13 protein-coding genes and 1 pseudogene are annotated in these 15,970 nt (G+C 63.6%); 11 read left to right on the plus strand and 3 right to left on the minus strand.

Annotated elements, in window-relative coordinates; all coding sequences use genetic code 11:
* The first annotated feature begins 482 nt into the window (after positions 1-482).
* Positions 483-1,496, plus strand: a complete 1,014-nt coding sequence (locus C4K27_RS03790) for an AraC family transcriptional regulator (RefSeq protein WP_053259559.1) — start codon at positions 483-485, stop codon at positions 1,494-1,496.
* Positions 1,497-1,499: 3 nt separating this feature from the next.
* Here the strand turns inward: C4K27_RS03790 and C4K27_RS03795 are convergent, their stop codons facing one another.
* Positions 1,500-1,973 carry an Lrp/AsnC family transcriptional regulator gene (locus C4K27_RS03795; protein WP_007927404.1) on the minus strand — a complete coding sequence of 158 codons (474 nt, stop codon included), beginning with the start codon at positions 1,971-1,973 and terminating at the stop codon, positions 1,500-1,502.
* A gap of 186 nt (positions 1,974-2,159) precedes the next feature.
* Between C4K27_RS03795 and kynU the strand changes: the two genes are divergently transcribed.
* From kynU to C4K27_RS03810, 3 genes and pseudogenes are all read left to right on the plus strand, one after another.
* A complete protein-coding gene (kynU, locus tag C4K27_RS03800) occupies positions 2,160-3,410 on the plus strand; it encodes a kynureninase (RefSeq protein ID WP_053259560.1) in 1,251 nt (416 codons plus the stop codon).
* Between the two features lie 105 nt (positions 3,411-3,515).
* The gene (locus C4K27_RS03805; RefSeq protein ID WP_053259561.1) at positions 3,516-4,829 is read left to right on the plus strand and encodes an OprD family porin; all 1,314 of its coding nucleotides are present in this window, start codon (positions 3,516-3,518) and stop codon (positions 4,827-4,829) included.
* 87 nt (positions 4,830-4,916) lie between these two features.
* Positions 4,917-6,337, plus strand: a pseudogene (locus tag C4K27_RS03810) (amino acid permease).
* Positions 6,338-6,430: 93 nt separating this feature from the next.
* Here C4K27_RS03810 and C4K27_RS03815 read toward each other — a convergent pair.
* Positions 6,431-7,315 carry a LysR family transcriptional regulator gene (locus C4K27_RS03815; RefSeq protein WP_053259563.1) on the minus strand — a complete coding sequence of 295 codons (885 nt, stop codon included), beginning with the start codon at positions 7,313-7,315 and terminating at the stop codon, positions 6,431-6,433.
* Between the two features lie 198 nt (positions 7,316-7,513).
* On the opposite strand from C4K27_RS03815, the gene C4K27_RS03820 reads away from it, so the two are divergent.
* Complete coding sequence (locus C4K27_RS03820) at positions 7,514-8,278, plus strand: sulfite exporter TauE/SafE family protein (RefSeq protein ID WP_053259564.1); 765 nt, start codon at positions 7,514-7,516, stop codon at positions 8,276-8,278.
* Here the strand turns inward: C4K27_RS03820 and C4K27_RS03825 are convergent.
* Positions 8,268-8,582: a putative quinol monooxygenase gene (locus tag C4K27_RS03825; protein ID WP_053259565.1), complete on the minus strand. Its 315-nt coding sequence runs from the start codon at positions 8,580-8,582 to the stop codon at positions 8,268-8,270. The genes C4K27_RS03820 and C4K27_RS03825 overlap by 11 nt on opposite strands.
* 204 nt (positions 8,583-8,786) lie before the next feature.
* Here C4K27_RS03825 and C4K27_RS03830 point away from each other — a divergent pair, with 204 nt between their 5' ends.
* From C4K27_RS03830 to C4K27_RS03855, 6 genes are all read left to right on the plus strand, one after another.
* Entirely contained in the window at positions 8,787-9,377 is a 591-nt protein-coding gene (locus C4K27_RS03830; RefSeq protein WP_007927414.1) for an NADPH:quinone oxidoreductase MdaB, read from the plus strand.
* Positions 9,378-9,547: 170 nt separating this feature from the next.
* A complete protein-coding gene (locus C4K27_RS03835) occupies positions 9,548-10,459 on the plus strand; it encodes a LysR family transcriptional regulator (protein ID WP_053259566.1) in 912 nt (303 codons plus the stop codon).
* Between the two features lie 211 nt (positions 10,460-10,670).
* Positions 10,671-11,564, plus strand: a complete 894-nt coding sequence (locus tag C4K27_RS03840) for an NAD-dependent epimerase/dehydratase family protein (RefSeq protein WP_053259567.1) — start codon at positions 10,671-10,673, stop codon at positions 11,562-11,564.
* Between the two features lie 214 nt (positions 11,565-11,778).
* Positions 11,779-13,446: a gamma-glutamyltransferase gene (ggt, locus tag C4K27_RS03845; RefSeq protein ID WP_053259568.1), complete on the plus strand. Its 1,668-nt coding sequence runs from the start codon at positions 11,779-11,781 to the stop codon at positions 13,444-13,446.
* A 297-nt stretch (positions 13,447-13,743) separates the two neighbouring features.
* On the plus strand, positions 13,744-15,093 hold the full coding sequence (locus C4K27_RS03850; RefSeq protein WP_053259569.1) for a GntT/GntP/DsdX family permease: 1,350 nt from the start codon (positions 13,744-13,746) through the stop codon (positions 15,091-15,093).
* Positions 15,094-15,108: 15 nt separating this feature from the next.
* Positions 15,109-15,969 (plus strand): MurR/RpiR family transcriptional regulator, encoded by an 861-nt coding sequence (locus C4K27_RS03855; protein ID WP_007932463.1) that lies wholly within the window; start codon positions 15,109-15,111, stop codon positions 15,967-15,969.
* The last annotated feature ends 1 nt before the right edge of the window (position 15,970 follow it).

The raw sequence follows: 15,970 nt of genomic DNA on the forward strand, positions 1-15,970 counted from the left end.
GGTGGCTATCCGCTTAGTCGGCCAAGGCCATCCATAAAATTGCCCGGCCACCTGTAGCCGCTGCCGCAGGCTGCGATCGGCGACGCAGTCGCCGCAAAATCTGAACACACGATCTGACAGGAACACCGCGATAGGCGGTTTTACGCCTGCTGCGCCCGAACGCGGACCGAGCCGATCGCAGCCTGCGGCAGCGGCTACGGGGGCGGCGTTCGGGTGTGGTGGAAATACCCAGGGCCTGCGTCCCAGGCGATCAACGGCTGCACCGCGATGTCGCGATGAGCTACTGTTTGGCGCAGTCTTGCGTGGGTTTTGCGCACCGGGTGGACGGGTTCTATCCACTTAGTCGGCGATTGCTATCCAGTCGGTTGGCAGTGCCGGGCGGTGGCGCAAAACTTGCTGTCGGCTGTTGCAAGCAAGCCAGTACTTCAAGCCAGACGCGCCGTCAGAGCGCGCAAAAAAAATATTGCCGTGGGTGCGCCGTGATGAATAGCAAGGCTGATTCGCAGTTTCGCGATATTCGTATCGATCGCTACGACCTCGAGGGGGCGAGAAGCTGGATGTCCGGCATTTGCGGGCCGCATCGGCTCGAGACCGCGACCCCCGAGCGCATCCGCTTTCACCACAGCGCCAACGTGTTCAAGTCGCGGGCCACGACCCTGGGCACCATCGAATACGGCACCGACGTCACCATCGATATCGAAGACGCCGAGCGCTTCAGCAGCTACAGCCTGAGCTTGCCGCTGAGCGGCGATCAGGAACTGAGCAAGGACGGCCGGCTGCTGCGTTCCAACCGCGACCAGGGGGTGATCATCGCGCCCAATGAAAGCCAGATGCTGGCGATCTCCGGCGACTGCCGCAAAGTCCAGGTGGTGATTACCCGGGCGGCCATGAGCGAGGCCCTCGAAGCCTTGCTGCAACGCCCGCCGCAAGCGCCGCTGCGCTTCGAGGCGGTGATGGATGCGGTGGAGGGGGCGTCGGCGTCCTGGTGGCGCATGGCGCGGTATTTCATCGCCGAGCTGGAGCGCAGCAGCGAGCTGTACGAACAGCTGGCCTTCACCCGGGACCTGGAAAGCTCCTTGATCAAGGGCCTGATCCTGGCCCAGCCGAACAACTACTCGGCGGAGCTGCGCGAGGTGCTGGAGGTCAAGTTGCCCCACTACCTGGTCCGCGCCCGCCAGTACATTCACGCCAACGCCCGCGAACCGCTGGGCCTGGAAGACCTGGAAGCCGCCGCCGGGGTTTCGCGCTTCAAGCTGTTTGAGGCCTTCAAGAAGTACTTCGCCCTGTCGCCGATGGTCTACCTGAAGAAGTACCGGCTCAACGCGGTGCGCCAGGAGATCCTCGAACACGGCTCGGCGCGGACCATTTCCGAGATCGCCCTGGGCTGGGGCTTCAGCCATCTGGGGCGGTTCTCCGCCGAATACCGCAAGCTGTTCGGCGAGTCGCCCAGCGTCACCCTGCAGCGCCACGATGCGCGGCGCCTGGGTGGTTTCTAGCAGTTACTTGCGCAATACCAGGTCCAGCAGGCCGTCCTGCTCCTTGATTTTCTGCAGGACGATTTCCGAGCGGATGTCGGTGACCCCGGACGTGCGGTTCAGGTGATTGACGATGAAATCCGAGAAGTGCTTGAGGTTGCGCGCCTGGACCCGCAGCACATAGTTGCTGGCGCCGGTGACCACATAGGCGGTCACCACTTCCGGCCACTGCTGGACCTTCTTGATAAAGGTCTCGTGCCAGTCCGCCACGTCCTGGCGCAGCGACACATGAACGATGGCCTCCAACTCGATCCCCAAACGCTCGGCATTCAGCACCGCGCGATAGCCGCTGATGATGCCTTCGCCCTCCAGCAGGCGCAGGCGACGCAGGCAGGCCGAGGGCGAGAGGGCGACTTTCTCCGCCAGCTCCTGGTTGCTGATACGGCCGTCCTGTTGCAGGAAGTGCAGGATTCGCAGGTCTGTAGAGTCGAGAATCATGGTTGGCATTTATCCGCGTTTTTTTAAGTTGTAGTCGAATAATCTTCGAGACTATGCCGCTCTCATAGCGCATTTTGCACGAAAATTCTCCGGGGCTTCGTTCATTATTTCTTCACCGCGCAGCCGCCGATGCCGCCCCTGGCATGGCGTGTGCCGCCGCATGCCTTAGTGAAAACAGGACTTCCCATGACAACAAGAAACCACTGCCTGGCCCTCGACGCACAGGACCCGCTGGCACCGCTGCGCAACCAGTTCGCGCTGCCCGACGGGGTGATCTATCTCGACGGCAACTCCCTCGGCGCCCGCCCGGTCGCGGCCCTGCAACGGGCGCAACAGGTGATTGCCGAGGAATGGGGCAATGGCCTGATCCGCAGCTGGAACACTGCCGGCTGGCGCGACCTGTCGCAGCGCCTGGGCGACCGCCTGGCCAAGCTGATTGGCGCCGATGCCAACGAAGTGGTGATCACCGACACCACCTCGATCAACCTGTTCAAGGTGCTCAGCGCCGCCTTGCGGGTGCAGGCGCTCAAGGCCCCGCAGCGGCGGGTGATCGTCAGCGAGAGCAGCAACTTTCCCAGCGACCTGTACATCGCCGAAGGCCTGACCGAGATGTTGCAGCAGGGCTATTCCCTGCGCCTGGTGGACAGCCCCGAGGCGCTGCCCCAGGCCATTGGCGAAGACACCGCGGTGGTCATGCTGACCCACGTCAACTACAAGACCGGCTACATGCACGACATGCAGGCGGTGACCGCGCTGACCCACGAATGCGGCGCGCTGAGCCTGTGGGACCTGGCCCACTCCGCCGGCGCGGTGCCGGTGGACCTGAAGCAGGCCGGCGCCGACTACGCCATCGGCTGCACCTACAAATACCTCAACGGCGGCCCGGGCTCGCAAGCCTTCGCCTGGGTCTCGCCGGCCGTCTGCGATCTGGTCAGGCAGCCGTTGGCCGGCTGGTTCGGCCATGCGCGGCAGTTCGACATGGACGTGCAGTATCAGCCGAGCAGCGGCATCGCCCGCTACCTGTGCGGCACCCAGCCGATCACGTCGCTGGCCATGGTCGAGTGCGGCCTGGAGATCTTCGAGCAGACCGACATGGCCAGCCTGCGGCGCAAGTCCCTGGCCCTGACCGACCTGTTCATCGAACTGGTGGAACAGCGCTGTGCGGCCCATGGCCTGAAGCTGGTCACCCCGCGCGAACACGACAAGCGCGGCAGTCATGTCAGCTTCGAACACCCCGAAGGTTATGCGGTGATCCAGGCCCTGATCGCCCGGGGCGTGATCGGCGACTACCGCGAACCGCGGATCATGCGCTTCGGCTTCACGCCGCTGTACACCCGCTTCAGCGAAGTCTGGGACGCGGTGCAGATCCTCGGTGAAATCCTCGACCAGAAAACCTGGTCCCAAGCGCAGTTCCAGGTGCGCCACAGCGTCACCTGATACCCCTGGCCTCGTTGTCCTGCCGTTGCGATTTTTTCGGCGGCGGGGCTTCGGTCGCCTCCAATAAAGCGTTCTGAGAAAACATAATAATAAGGAACATGCAGAATGAAACCGCCCCTCTGGTCAGTCTTGCCGCTTGCCATCAGTACTTGTCTCGGCCAACTGGCGTATGCCGCCTCCGACCATGGATTCGTCGAAGACAGCCGCCTGACCCTGACTAACCGCAACTTCTATTTCTATCGCAACAACCTCAACAACCCCGGCGCCCAGAACTATCGGAACGAGTGGGCTCATGGGGTCCTGCTGGATTACCGATCCGGCTATACCCAGGGAACCGTGGGTTTCGGCATCGACGCCTTCGCGCAGGTGGGGATTAAACTCGACAGCGGCAAGGGGCGTAGCGGTACGGGTTTGTTGCCACTCGACTCCGACGGTCGCGCCGAGGATGAATACTCCGAAGCGGGCGGTGCGCTCAAGATGCGGATCTCGAAAACCGAACTCAAATACGGCAACCTGACACCGCTCAACCCGGTGTTCGGCACGGGCAACGCGCGACTGTTCACTCAACAGGCTAACGGCTTTCAGCTGACCAGCAGCGAATTGAACGGTCTGCTGCTCGACGCCGGGCATTTCACTTCAGGCAACGACAGTGCATCGACCAATGACAATGGCGCTCTCAAAGCCTTGTATGCCGGCGTGGAAACCCGCAGCGTCGATTACCTGGGTGGCGTCTATAGCCTGAACGACCAGTTAAGCGTCAGCCTGTACGGCTCGCAGTTCACCGATATCTGGCGGCAGTACTATGCCAATGCCAGCTACACCTACCCAGTAAGCGCAAGCCAGTCGCTGAACCTTGACTTCAATATCTATCGCACCAACGACACCGGCCAGAGCCTGGCCGGGAAGATCGACAATACCACCTGGTCGCTGGCCGGTTCCTACAAGGTCGGCGCACATCGCTTGACCCTGGCCTATCAACGCGTCGATGGCGATGAACCGTTCGATTATCTGGGTTTCGATCAGCAGCCGGGCACCTCGATTTTTCTCGCCAACTCAATACAGATCGTTGATTTCAATGCACCCAACGAACGTTCCTGGCAATTGCGATATGACTTGGACATGGCGCCTTTCGGTGTGCCGGGGCTGAGTTTCATGTCGCGGTATGTCAGCGGCGATCATATCGACGACAGCCACTATGACGGTGGCGTCAATGGCGCCTATGGACGTTACGGTAGCGACGGAAAGCGCTGGGAACGGGACATTGAAGCGCGCTACATCGTGCAGTCCGGCAAGGCCAAGGACCTGTCGGTGCGAGTGCGCCAGGGCTCGCTGCGTTCAACCAGCCAGGTGGCTCGAGCGGATACCACCGACAACAATGAAGTTCGACTCATTATCGAATATCCGCTGAGTATTTTCTGATCCATTCGCTGCCGTATATGACGGCCCCAGGCATCACCCCCAACGATGTGCTCTCTTCAAGAAAGACAATATTCAGAGGACAGAAACATGAACGATAACACCGGCTTTGAAGCCATATCCAAGCGTGAGCATGGCCTCAGGCGCCAGCTCACAGCCGGGCAGATGAGCATGATCGCCATCGGCGGGGCGATTGGCACCGGCCTGTTCATGGGCAGCGCCTACGCCATCGGTTACGCCGGGCCCAGCGTGCTGCTCAGCTACGCCATCGGCGCGCTGATCACTCTGCTGCTGATGGGCTGCCTGGCGGAAATGACCGTGGCCCATTCCACCTCCGGCTCCTTCGGCGCCTACGCCGAGTTCTACATCAGCCCGCTGGCCGGGTTCCTGGTGCGCTATGCCTATTGGGCGGCCATCGTGCTGGCGGTCGGCGCCGAGGTCACGGCCATCGCCATGTACATGAAGTACTGGTTCGCCCACGTGCCGGAATGGGTGTGGATCGTCTCGTTCTCCAGCGTGCTGATCCTGCTCAACGCCATCAGCGTGAAAACCTTCGGCAACTTCGAGTACTGGTTCTCCACCATCAAGATCGCCGCCATCGTCGGCTTCATCATCCTCGCGGTGTACGTGGTGTTCGGCTCCGGCAATGCTGACTACGGCCTGCACAATTACACCGCCCACGGCGGCTTTTTCCCCCACGGTGTGCAGGGCATGTGGATCGCGGTGATTGTCTCGATCTTCAGCTACCTGAGCGTGGAGATGATCGCGGTGGCCGCCGGCGAAGCCGAGGATCCGCAGCGGGCGGTGAAAAAGGCCTTTCGCGCGACCATGGTGCGGCTGGTGGTGTTCTACCTGCTGACCCTGGCGCTGATGCTGGCCATCGTGCCCTGGGTCCAGGCCGGCAAGGCGCAGAGCCCGTTCGTCACGGTGATGCAGACCATCGGCATTCCCGGCGCCACCGGAGTGATGAACTTCGTGATCCTGATCGCCGCGCTGTCGGCGATGAACAGCCAGCTGTACATCACCACGCGCATGATGTTCAGCCTGTCCCGCGGCGGTTATGCACCCAAGTCCATGGGCGCCCTGAGCAAGAGCGGCATCCCGTTGAACGCCTTGCTGCTGTCCAGCTCGGGCATCGGCCTGGCGACCCTGATCAACGTGCTGTACCCGGAAAGCTCGTTCACCCTGATGATGGCGATCTCGATGTTCGGCGCGATCTTCACCTGGTTCATGATCTTCCTCACGCACTACTGCTTCCGCCGTTACCACCAGCGCCATGGCGAGCAGCAGCTGTCGTTCCGCATGCGCCTGTTCCCCTGGAGCACGTTGCTGGGCCTGGTGCTGATGGGCGCGGTGATGATCACCACCTACTTCACCGAGGCCTTCAAGATGACCCTGGTGTTCGGCGTGCCGTTCCTGCTGATCCTGACGGCGGTCTACTTCGCCTGCTTCAGAAAAACCCGGGCCGCCGCCGAGCTGAACCCGTCCAAGGTCTGACCCCAAACCTGTAGGAGCGAAGCTTGCTCGCGATCCGCGCAGCGACCATTCACCGCAGCGTCGCGACGAACACTATTCGCGAGCAATCGAGCGTCGACCGGCTGCTCCTACAGTTGGCCCAGGGTTTCCAGGAGGGCCTTGGCGTAGGGCGGCAGAGCGTTGAAGTCGCGGGCGCAGAGCAGCAACTTGCGTTGCGCCCAGGCCTCCACCAGCGGCAGCACGTTGAGCGATGCATCCGGCCCCCGGCGTTCGACGGCGGCCCGGGGCACCACGGCCAATCCGGCGCCCCGGGCGACCATGCGCATGACTCCGTCGAAGCCGTCGGCGCGGATGCGGATCGGCATCCGCAGCCCCAGGTGCAAGGCCTGTTCTTCCAGGTATACGGCCAGGGCGCTGTGGGCGGCGAGGCCGACATAGTCGTGGTGCAGGCTGTCGCTGAAACTCACCGCCCGACCGTCCGCCAGCGGGTGGTGGGCGGGCAGGACCAGCACCAGCGGGTCGTCGCGAAACGCCAGGGTCTGCAGGTCCTGGGTATCCACCGCGTCGGAGACTATCCCCAGGTCCGCCGCGCCCTGGCGCAAGGCGTGGGTGATGCGCAGGCTGGGCAGTTCCTGCAGGTCGATGTCGAGGTTGGGGTGGGCGCAGAGAAAGTCCGCCAGCGGCTCTGGCAGGTATTCGGTGATCGCCGTGGTGTTGCACAACAGGCGCACCTGGCCTTTGACGCCCCGGGCATATTCGGCCAGGTCCTGGCGCAGGTGCTCGGCTTGTTGCAGCAGGCCGCGCGCGTGCTGGGCCAGGGCCTTGCCGGCGGGCGTCGGGCTCACGCCTCGGCGGCCGCGCTGCAGGAACTCGGTGCCCAGGGACGCTTCCATGGCGCGGATTCGTGCACTGGCCGCGGCCAGGGACAAATGGCTGCGGCTGGCGCCGGCGGTGATATTGCCGGCGTCGAGGATGTTCAAGTACAGGCGCAGGTCGGTCAGGTCGAAGTGCATGGGGTGTCCTTGATAACGCCGCTTTGCGGCTATCGCGGGCAAGCCTCGCTCCTACAGATGATGGTCTTCTGTAGGAGCGAGGCTTGCCCGCGATAGAGCCATCACAGCCACTGAAAATCTACAGCCTCTCGCCAAACAAGAGGCTGCCTCAGTATATGGCAGATTTTCAGCCCACCGCCGAGGGCGCAGGATAGCGCCATGAACACTTCTCTCGCGTTTTACCAGAACCTCGGTTTGCTCCTGTCCCTGCTGGTGATCGGCACCTTTGTCCTGGCCGGCATGATCAAGGGTGTGATCGGTCTTGGTCTGCCGACCATCGCCATGGGCCTGCTTGGCCTGGCTATGGCGCCAACGCAGGCTGCGGCCCTGTTGATCATCCCGGCGACCTTGACCAATGTCTGGCAGCTGGCATTCGGTGGGTATCTGTGGACGTTGCTCAAGCGCTTGTGGCCGCTGCTGCTGGCGATATTCATCGGCACCGGCCTGGGCAGCCTGTGGCTGGGGATCGACGGTGGGCATTGGGTGGTGCGGGCGCTGGGGGCGGCGTTATTGCTCTATGCCCTGAGCGGGTTGCTGCTGCCGACCCTGCGGCTGCGGCCGCGAATGGAAACCTGGCTGGGCCCGGCCTGTGGCCTGGTGACGGGCGTCATCACCTCGGCCACCGGGGTGTTCGTGATTCCGGCGGTGCCTTATCTACAGGCGTTGGGGCTGCACAAGGACGAACTGGTGCAGGCCCTGGGGCTGTCGTTCACCGTCTCGACCCTGGCCCTGGCGGCCGGCCTGTACTGGCGCGGCGCCCTGGGCGGCGGCGAACTCAGCGCTTCGCTGCTGGCGCTGATCCCGGCCCTGCTCGGCATGTGGCTGGGCCAGGCACTGCGCCAGCGCATCAGCGCCGTGCTGTTCAAGCGGGTGTTTTTCAGCGGCCTGGCCCTGCTGGGTGCCCATCTACTAATCAGCGGCTAGCGGACGACGGGCTGAGCATGTCGATGCGGCGGATATCGAAGTCGCGCTCCAGGTAATCCATGCGCTTGTCGAAGAACGCCTTCATGTGCGGCAGGTTGGAGTGCACGTCCAGGTGCGCCTGGGATTCCCAGATCTCATAGAAGATGAACAGGCTCGGGTCCTGCTGGTCGCGCAGCATGTGGTATTCGATGCAGCCGGGTTCGGCGCGGCTCGGCTCGACATAGGCGCGAAACAGCGCCTCGAAGGCCTCGGCCATTTCCGGGCGGGTTTTGGCGTGAAGGATAAAACCGTGCTGTTCGGACATGCTGCGTTCCTGGGTAAAGGGAGTTTTAAAAATTCTACGACACGAATCCGCCGCCTATTCGTGCGTATTGGTCAAATACTTTTTGCCTGGATCGCGCTTATTCATATCGTCTTTCAACGATATTCTCCGCCCCATCGTTTTTTAATTTTCTCGACCCGGCCCTGCAGCGCAGCGCCAAAGGGTTGTTCCTGATGAGGCTGGATCATGAAAAAAGTACTGTTGCTCAACGGTGGCAAGAAGTTCGCCCACTCCGACGGCCGCTATAACGCGACCCTGCATGAAGCTGCGGTGGCGGTGCTGGACCGTGGCGGCGTGGACGTCAAAGTCACCCACATCGACGAGGGCTACGACATCCAGGAAGAAGTGGCCAAGTTCCTCTGGGCCGACGTGATCGTCTACCAGATGCCGGGTTGGTGGATGGGCGCGCCGTGGATCGTGAAAAAGTACATCGACGAAGTCTTCACCGAGGGCCACGGCAGCCTCTACGCCAGCGATGGCCGCACCCGTTCCGATGCCTCGCAGAAGTACGGCAGCGGCGGCCTGATCCACGACAAGCAGTACATGCTGTCGCTGACCTGGAACGCTCCGCAGCAAGCCTTCGACGACCCGACCGACTTCTTCGAAGCCAAGGGCGTGGACGCGGTGTACTTCCCGTTCCACAAGGCCAACCAGTTCCTCGGCATGCGCGGCCTGCCGACCTTCCTCTGCGTCGACGTGATGAAGCGCCCGAACATCGAGGCCGACGTGCAGCGCTACGAAGAACACCTCAAGGCGGTGTTCAACCTCCCCGCGTAAATCCGGCTACTATCGGTGGCGTGCCACAAGCCTGACACAGGATGTAGCCGCTGCCGCAGGCTGCGATCGCCACCGAAGGGGGCGCAAGGGCGTGAGATCGCTGAAGGCCTTCGGCCTTATCGCAGCCTGCGGCAGCGGCTACAGGCGCTCAACCGAGATAGAGGACTTACGTGAAAGCCAGATCCGACGAACTCCAGATCTTCGTCTGCGTCATCGAGTGCGGTTCGATTTCCGCGGCGGCCGAGCAGGTCGGGCAGACGCCGTCGGCGGTCAGCCGCACCCTGTCGCGCCTGGAAGCCAAGCTCGACACCACGCTGATCAACCGCACCACGCGGCGCATGGACCTGACCGAGGAGGGCAAGTATTTCTTCGAGCAGGCCAAGCTGATCCTCGACCAGATGGACGAGCTCGAAGAGCGCCTGTCGTCCCGCCAGCAGACGCCGTCCGGGCGCCTGCGCATCAACGCCGCCTCGCCGTTCATGCTGCATGCCATCGTGCCCTACATCGCCGAATTCCGTAGCCTGTACCCGGACATCCAGCTGGAGCTCAACAGCAACGACCTGATCATCGACCTGCTGGAACAGAGCACCGATATCGCGATCCGCATCGGCACCCTGGCGGACTCGACCCTGCACGCGCGTTCGCTCGGTTGCAGCCCGCTGCACATCCTCGCCAGCCCCGACTACCTGAAGCGGCACGGCACACCCGCCAGCGTGGCCGAGCTGAGCGACCATACCCTGCTGGGTTTCACCCAGACCGAAACCCTCAACGACTGGCCGCTGCGCCATGTGCACGGCGACCGCTGGCCGATCCAGCCGGGCATCAGCGCCTCCAGCGGCGAGACGGTGCGCCACCTGGCGCTGGCAGGGCAGGGCATCGCCTGCCTGTCGCACTTCATGACCATCGACGACATCCGCGCCGGGCGCCTCACGCCGCTCCTCGCCCAGTTCAACAGCGGTTATCGCCAGCCGATCAACGCCGTGTACTACCGCAACTCGCAGCTGGCCCTGCGCATCCAGTGCTTCCTCGACTTTATCCAGGGCAAGCTGGCCGAGTACGCTAACCCGCAGTTCGAAGGCTGAGGCCTTTCTGCTGGAGGAACCGGCTCGCCTTGCACCGCCCGGGCAGGCGCCATCGCTGGCAAGCCGGCTCCTGTGGCGGTCAATCCCCGTGGGAAGACCGATCCCTGATTCGTGATCCCTGCGCAAGAGTGATTTGGGCCAACCTGCCTGTTTCGGCAGGAGTCGCCCGCCGATACTGGCGCCATCACTTATCCACCCAGGGAGTTTCTCCATGAATGTATTCGTCACCGGCGCCGCAGGTTTTATCGGCGGCTCCATCGCCACCGGCCTGGTTAAGGCCGGCCATCAAGTCACCGGCCTGGTGCGCAGCGCCGAACAGGCCGCCGAACTCAGCGCCCTGGGCATCCAGCCGGTACTCGGCAGCCTGGACGACAGCACGGTGCTGACCGAACAGGCCCGCGCCGCCGACGCGGTGATCAACGCGGCCAGCAGCGACCATCGTGGCGCGGTGGAAGTCCTGCTCGCGGCCCTCAAGGGCTCCAATAAAGTCTTCTTGCACACCAGCGGTTCGAGCATCGTCGGCGACGCTTCGGGCGGCAAGGTCAGCGACGTCGTCTATCAGGAAAACAACCTGCCAGAGCCCACCGTCGACAAGGCCGCGCGCGTGGCCATCGACAATCTGGTGCTGGCCGCTGCCAAGGACGGGGTGAACTCGGCGGTGCTCTGCAACACCCTGATCTACGGCCACAGCCTCGGCGTGAAACGCGACAGCGTGCAGCTGCCGCGGCTACTCAAGCAGGCGCGCAACAGTGGCGTGGTGCGGCATGTCGGGCCGGGGCAGAACATCTGGTCCAACGTGCATATCGAAGACGTGGTGGCGCTGTACCTGCTGGCGCTGACCCGCAACATCCCGGGCACCTTCTACTTCGTCGAAAGCGGTGAAGCCTCCTTCATCGACATGACCACCGCCATGGCCCAGGCCCTGCACCTCGGCGCGCCGCAGGACTGGCCGCTGGCCCAGGCCGAAGCCGAATGGGGCTATGAAATGGCCAACTACGGCCTGGGTTCCAACAGCCGCGTGCGGGGCAAGAACGCCCGCGAATTGCTGGGCTGGGTACCGCGGCGCACCTCGGTGCTGGAGTGGATTCGCCACGAGATGGTCTGAGCCGCGATCCCTGTAGCCGCTGCTGCAGGCCGGGTCGCGTTCGGACGATCGACCGGTACGGTCGTGACGGCCTCAAGCGCGGCACCGTAGCCACCGTCACTCGTCCCCTCGCCAGACGGCCGCTTCAAGCGGCCGTTTTTATTTGCCGATTGCTCCGCCCCCGATCTTGCCCCTATCGTTCGACCTGCCAAAAAACAATAAAAGGACGGACCTTATGCGCATTGTTCTATTTAAGACCTTGGCTCTGACAGCGGCCATCGCCGCCAGCTCGCCGACCTTCGCCGCGTTGCTGGAAGGTGGCGCGGTCGCCGCGCCGAACCAGTATGGCGCCGATGTCGCGGCGCAGGTTCTGAAGAAGGGCGGCAACGCGGTGGACGCCGCGGTCGCCACCGCGTTCACCCTGGCAGTGACCTACCCCGAGGCCGGCAACATTGGCGGCGGCGGTTTCATGACCCTGTTCATCGACGGCAAACCTTATTTCCTCGACTACCGCGAAACCGCGCCCAAGGCCGCGACCCGCGACATGTACCTGAATGACAAAGGCGAGGTGATCGAGAACCTCAGCCTGGTCGGCGCGCGCGCCGCCGGGGTGCCGGGCACGGTGATGGGCCTGTGGGAGGTGCACAAGAAGTTCGGCAAGTTGCCCTGGAGCGAACTGATCACCCCGGCGGTGGGCTATGCGAAAAACGGTTTCAAGGTCGCCGACAAGCAGTACCAGTACCGCGAGGACGCGCTGAAGCTGTTCAAGGACAGCACCAATTTCGGCGACTATTTCGGCAGCATGAAAGTCGGCGAAACCTTCCGCCAGCCGGAGCTGGCCGCGACCCTGGAACGCATCGCCGACCAGGGCGTCAAGGAGTTCTACGAGGGCAAGACTGCCGACCTGCTGGTGGCGCAGATGCAGGCCGACAAAGGCCTGATCACCAAGCAGGACCTGCAGGACTACAAGGTCGCCTGGCGTGAGCCGCTGCAGGTCAACTGGCGCGGCAACACCCTGTACACCGCGCCGCCGCCCAGCTCCGGCGGCGTCGCCCTGGCGCAACTGATGACCATCAAGGAAGAACGCACGGCGGACTTCAAGGGCGTCGCGCTGAACTCGGCCAAGTACATCCACCTGCTGGCGGAAATCGAAAAACGCGTGTTCGCCGACCGCGCCGATTACCTCGGCGACCCGGCGTTCTCCGAGGTGCCGGTCAAGCAACTGACCGATCCGGCCTACCTGAAAAAACGCGCCGCCGAGATCAACCCGACGGCCATCTCGCCCACCGAAAAAGTCCGCCCGGGCCTGGAGCGGCACCAGACCACCCACTTCTCCATCGTCGATGCCGACGGCAACGCGGTGAGCAATACCTACACCCTCAACTGGGACTACGGCAGCGGCGTGGTGGTCAAGGGCGCGGGCTTCCTGCTCAACGATGAAATGGATGATTTCAGCGCCAAGCCCGGGGTGGCCAACGCCTTTGGCGTGGTCGGCGGCGACGCCAACGCCATCGCGCCGGGCAAGCGCATGCTGTCGTCCATGAGCCCGAGCCTGGTGACCCGCGACGACAAGGTCACCCTGGTGCTGGGCACGCCGGGCGGGTCGCGGATCTTCACCTCGATCTTCCAGGTGCTGAACAACCTCTACGACTTCGACCTGCCGCTGGAAAAAGCCGTGGCCGCGCAGCGCGTGCATCACCAGTTGCTGCCCAAGGACACCATCTACTACGACGCCTATGCACCACTCAACGGCAAGGTCGCCGACGAGCTGAAAGCCCTGGGCTACACCCTGGAAGACCAGGGCTGGGAGATGGGCGATATCCAGGCGATCCGGGTCACCGGCAGCCAGCTGGAAACGGCCTCCGACCCACGCGGACGTGGCGTGGGCAAAGTCGTCAAATAACCCGTCGATCACGAGCAAGCTTCTGTAGGAGCGAAGCTTGCTCGCGATCGAGGCCCCGCGGTGTGTCAGAAACGACGCCATCGCGGGCAAGCCTCGCTCCTACAGAAAGAAACAGACATCCGCTACAGCGGATGAAAATACCCCTCGCCGATTTTCATTATTCGCGACACGACTTGTCTGTCCGCGACAAAGCGTGTCTCTGTGCGAAAGTTACTTTCATGTGGTTTGAAAATCAGGTCACGAAATGATTTATGAGTTTCACAAGCATTCGACGTGACCCTTTTCGAGGAGTACCGCATGACACCTGCATCGGGCTACTGGCTGCTGGGCTATGCCGCCATCGCCATCATCGCGCTGATCGTTCTGATCGCGCGTTACCGGATCAATCCGTTCATTGTCATCACCCTGGTCTCGGTGGGCCTGGCGCTGATGGCCGGGATGCCGCCGTCCGGCGTGGTCGGGGCCTACGAGGCGGGTGTCGGCAAGACCCTCGGGCATATCGCCCTGGTGGTGGCGCTGGGCACCATGCTCGGCAAGATGATGGCCGAGTCCGGTGGCGCGGAGCAGGTGGCGCGGACCCTGATCGACCGTTTCGGCGAGCGCAACGCGCACTGGGCGATGGTCTGCATCGCCTTCCTGGTGGGCCTGCCGCTGTTCTTCGAGGTCGGTTTCGTGTTGCTGGTGCCGATCGCCTTTACCGTGGCGAAGCGTGTCGGCGTGTCGATCCTGATGGTCGGCCTGCCGATGGTCGCCGGCCTGTCGGTGGTGCATGCCCTGGTGCCGCCGCACCCGGCGGCGATGCTGGCGGTGCAGGCCTACCAGGCGTCGGTGGGGCAGACCTTGCTGTACGCGATCCTGATCGGCATTCCCACGGCGATCATCGCCGGCCCCCTGTACGCCAAGTTCATCGTGCCGCGCATCCAGCTGCCGGCGGAAAACCCGCTGGCACGCCAGTTCATCGAGCGTGAGCCGCGTACCCGGCTGCCCAGTTTTTCGATCACCATGGCCACCATTCTGTTGCCGGTGGTGCTGATGCTGATCGGCGGCTGGGCCAACCTGATTTCCACCCCGGGCAGCGGCCTCAACCAGTTCCTGCTGTTTATCGGCAACTCGGTGATCGCCCTGTTACTGGCGACCCTGCTGAGCTTCTGGACCCTCGGCCTGGCCCAGGGCTTCAACCGCGAATCGATCCTCAGGTTCACCAACGAATGCCTGGCGCCGACCGCCAGCATCACCCTGCTGGTGGGCGCCGGCGGTGGCCTCAACCGGATCCTGGTGGATGCCGGGGTCACCGACCAGATCGTCGGCCTGGCACATGAATTCCAGCTGTCGCCGCTGCTGATGGGCTGGCTGTTCGCCGCGCTGATGCGCATCGCCACCGGCTCGGCCACCGTGGCCATGACCACCGCCTCGGGCGTGGTGGCGCCGGTGGCCATCGGCCTGGGCTATCCGCACCCGGAACTGCTGGTGCTGGCCACCGGCGCCGGCTCGGTGATCTTCTCCCACGTCAACGACGGCGGCTTTTGGCTGATCAAGGAATACTTCAATATGACCGTCACCCAGACCTTCAAGACCTGGACGGTGCTGGAGACCCTGATCTCGGTGGTCGCCTTCGCCCTGACCGTCGGTCTTGCCCAACTGCTTTGAGCCCAGGTACCGTCCATGGACATCCTCTACCAGATCCGTTCCCGCCAGGACTCCTTCAGCGCCGGCGAAGGCCGCATCGCCCGCTTGATGCTCGATGACGTCGGTTTCGCCGCCTCGGCCAGCCTGGAACAGCTGGCGCAGCAGGCGGAAGTCAGCGCCGCCACCCTGTCGCGGTTTGCCCGCAGCGTGGGTTGTCGCGACCTGCGCGACCTGCGCCTGCAACTGGCCCAGGCCAGCGGCGTCGGCAGCCGCTTTCTCGACCCGGCGGGCACCCCGGAGCAGTCGGGTTTCTACCGACAGATCGTCGGCGACATCGAGTCGACCCTGCACCAGCACCTGGCGGGGTTCGATGAGTCGCGCTTTCGCGATGCGGTGCGCTTGCTGGGCAAGGCGCAGATGATTCACGCCTTCGGCATGGGCGGCTGTTCCACCTTGTGCAGCGACGAATTGCAGGTGCGCCTGGTGCGCCTCGGTTACCCCATCGCCGCCTGTCACGACCCGGTGATGATGCGGGTGACCGCCGCGGCCCTGGGCCCGCAACACGCGCTGATCGCCTGCTCCCTGACCGGCATCACCCCCGAATTGCTGGAGACCGTCGAACTGGCCCGCAGCTACGGCGCCAGCGTGCTCGCCATCACCCTGGCCGACTCGCCGCTGGCGGAACTGGCAGACGTGCTGCTGCCGCTGCAGAGCGCCGAGACCTCCTTCATCTACAAACCCACGGCCGCGCGCTACGGCATGCTGCTGGCCATCGATGTGCTGGCCACCGAGCTGGCGCTGGCCCTGCCCGAAGACAACCAGGAACGCCTGCGCCGAATCAAGCTGGCCCTGGACGATTACCGCGGCGGCGACGATTGCCTGCCGCTGGGAGACTGAC

Origin of the sequence: Pseudomonas chlororaphis subsp. chlororaphis (assembly GCF_003945765.1) — a bacterium.
Taxonomy (GTDB): domain Bacteria; phylum Pseudomonadota; class Gammaproteobacteria; order Pseudomonadales; family Pseudomonadaceae; genus Aquipseudomonas; species Aquipseudomonas chlororaphis.

Coding starts and splice junctions, on each gene's coding strand:
- C4K27_RS03795 (WP_007927404.1), bottom strand. CDS start 1,973: ATGATTCTCGACTCTACAGACCTGCGAATCCTGCACTTCCTGCAACAG.
- C4K27_RS03805 (WP_053259561.1), top strand. CDS start 3,516: ATGAAACCGCCCCTCTGGTCAGTCTTGCCGCTTGCCATCAGTACTTGT.
- C4K27_RS03850 (WP_053259569.1), top strand. CDS start 13,744: ATGACACCTGCATCGGGCTACTGGCTGCTGGGCTATGCCGCCATCGCC.
- ggt (WP_053259568.1), top strand. CDS start 11,779: ATGCGCATTGTTCTATTTAAGACCTTGGCTCTGACAGCGGCCATCGCC.
- C4K27_RS03820 (WP_053259564.1), top strand. CDS start 7,514: ATGAACACTTCTCTCGCGTTTTACCAGAACCTCGGTTTGCTCCTGTCC.
- C4K27_RS03855 (WP_007932463.1), top strand. CDS start 15,109: ATGGACATCCTCTACCAGATCCGTTCCCGCCAGGACTCCTTCAGCGCC.
- C4K27_RS03830 (WP_007927414.1), top strand. CDS start 8,787: ATGAAAAAAGTACTGTTGCTCAACGGTGGCAAGAAGTTCGCCCACTCC.
- C4K27_RS03840 (WP_053259567.1), top strand. CDS start 10,671: ATGAATGTATTCGTCACCGGCGCCGCAGGTTTTATCGGCGGCTCCATC.
- C4K27_RS03815 (WP_053259563.1), bottom strand. CDS start 7,315: ATGCACTTCGACCTGACCGACCTGCGCCTGTACTTGAACATCCTCGAC.
- C4K27_RS03790 (WP_053259559.1), top strand. CDS start 483: ATGAATAGCAAGGCTGATTCGCAGTTTCGCGATATTCGTATCGATCGC.
- kynU (WP_053259560.1), top strand. CDS start 2,160: ATGACAACAAGAAACCACTGCCTGGCCCTCGACGCACAGGACCCGCTG.
- C4K27_RS03825 (WP_053259565.1), bottom strand. CDS start 8,582: ATGTCCGAACAGCACGGTTTTATCCTTCACGCCAAAACCCGCCCGGAA.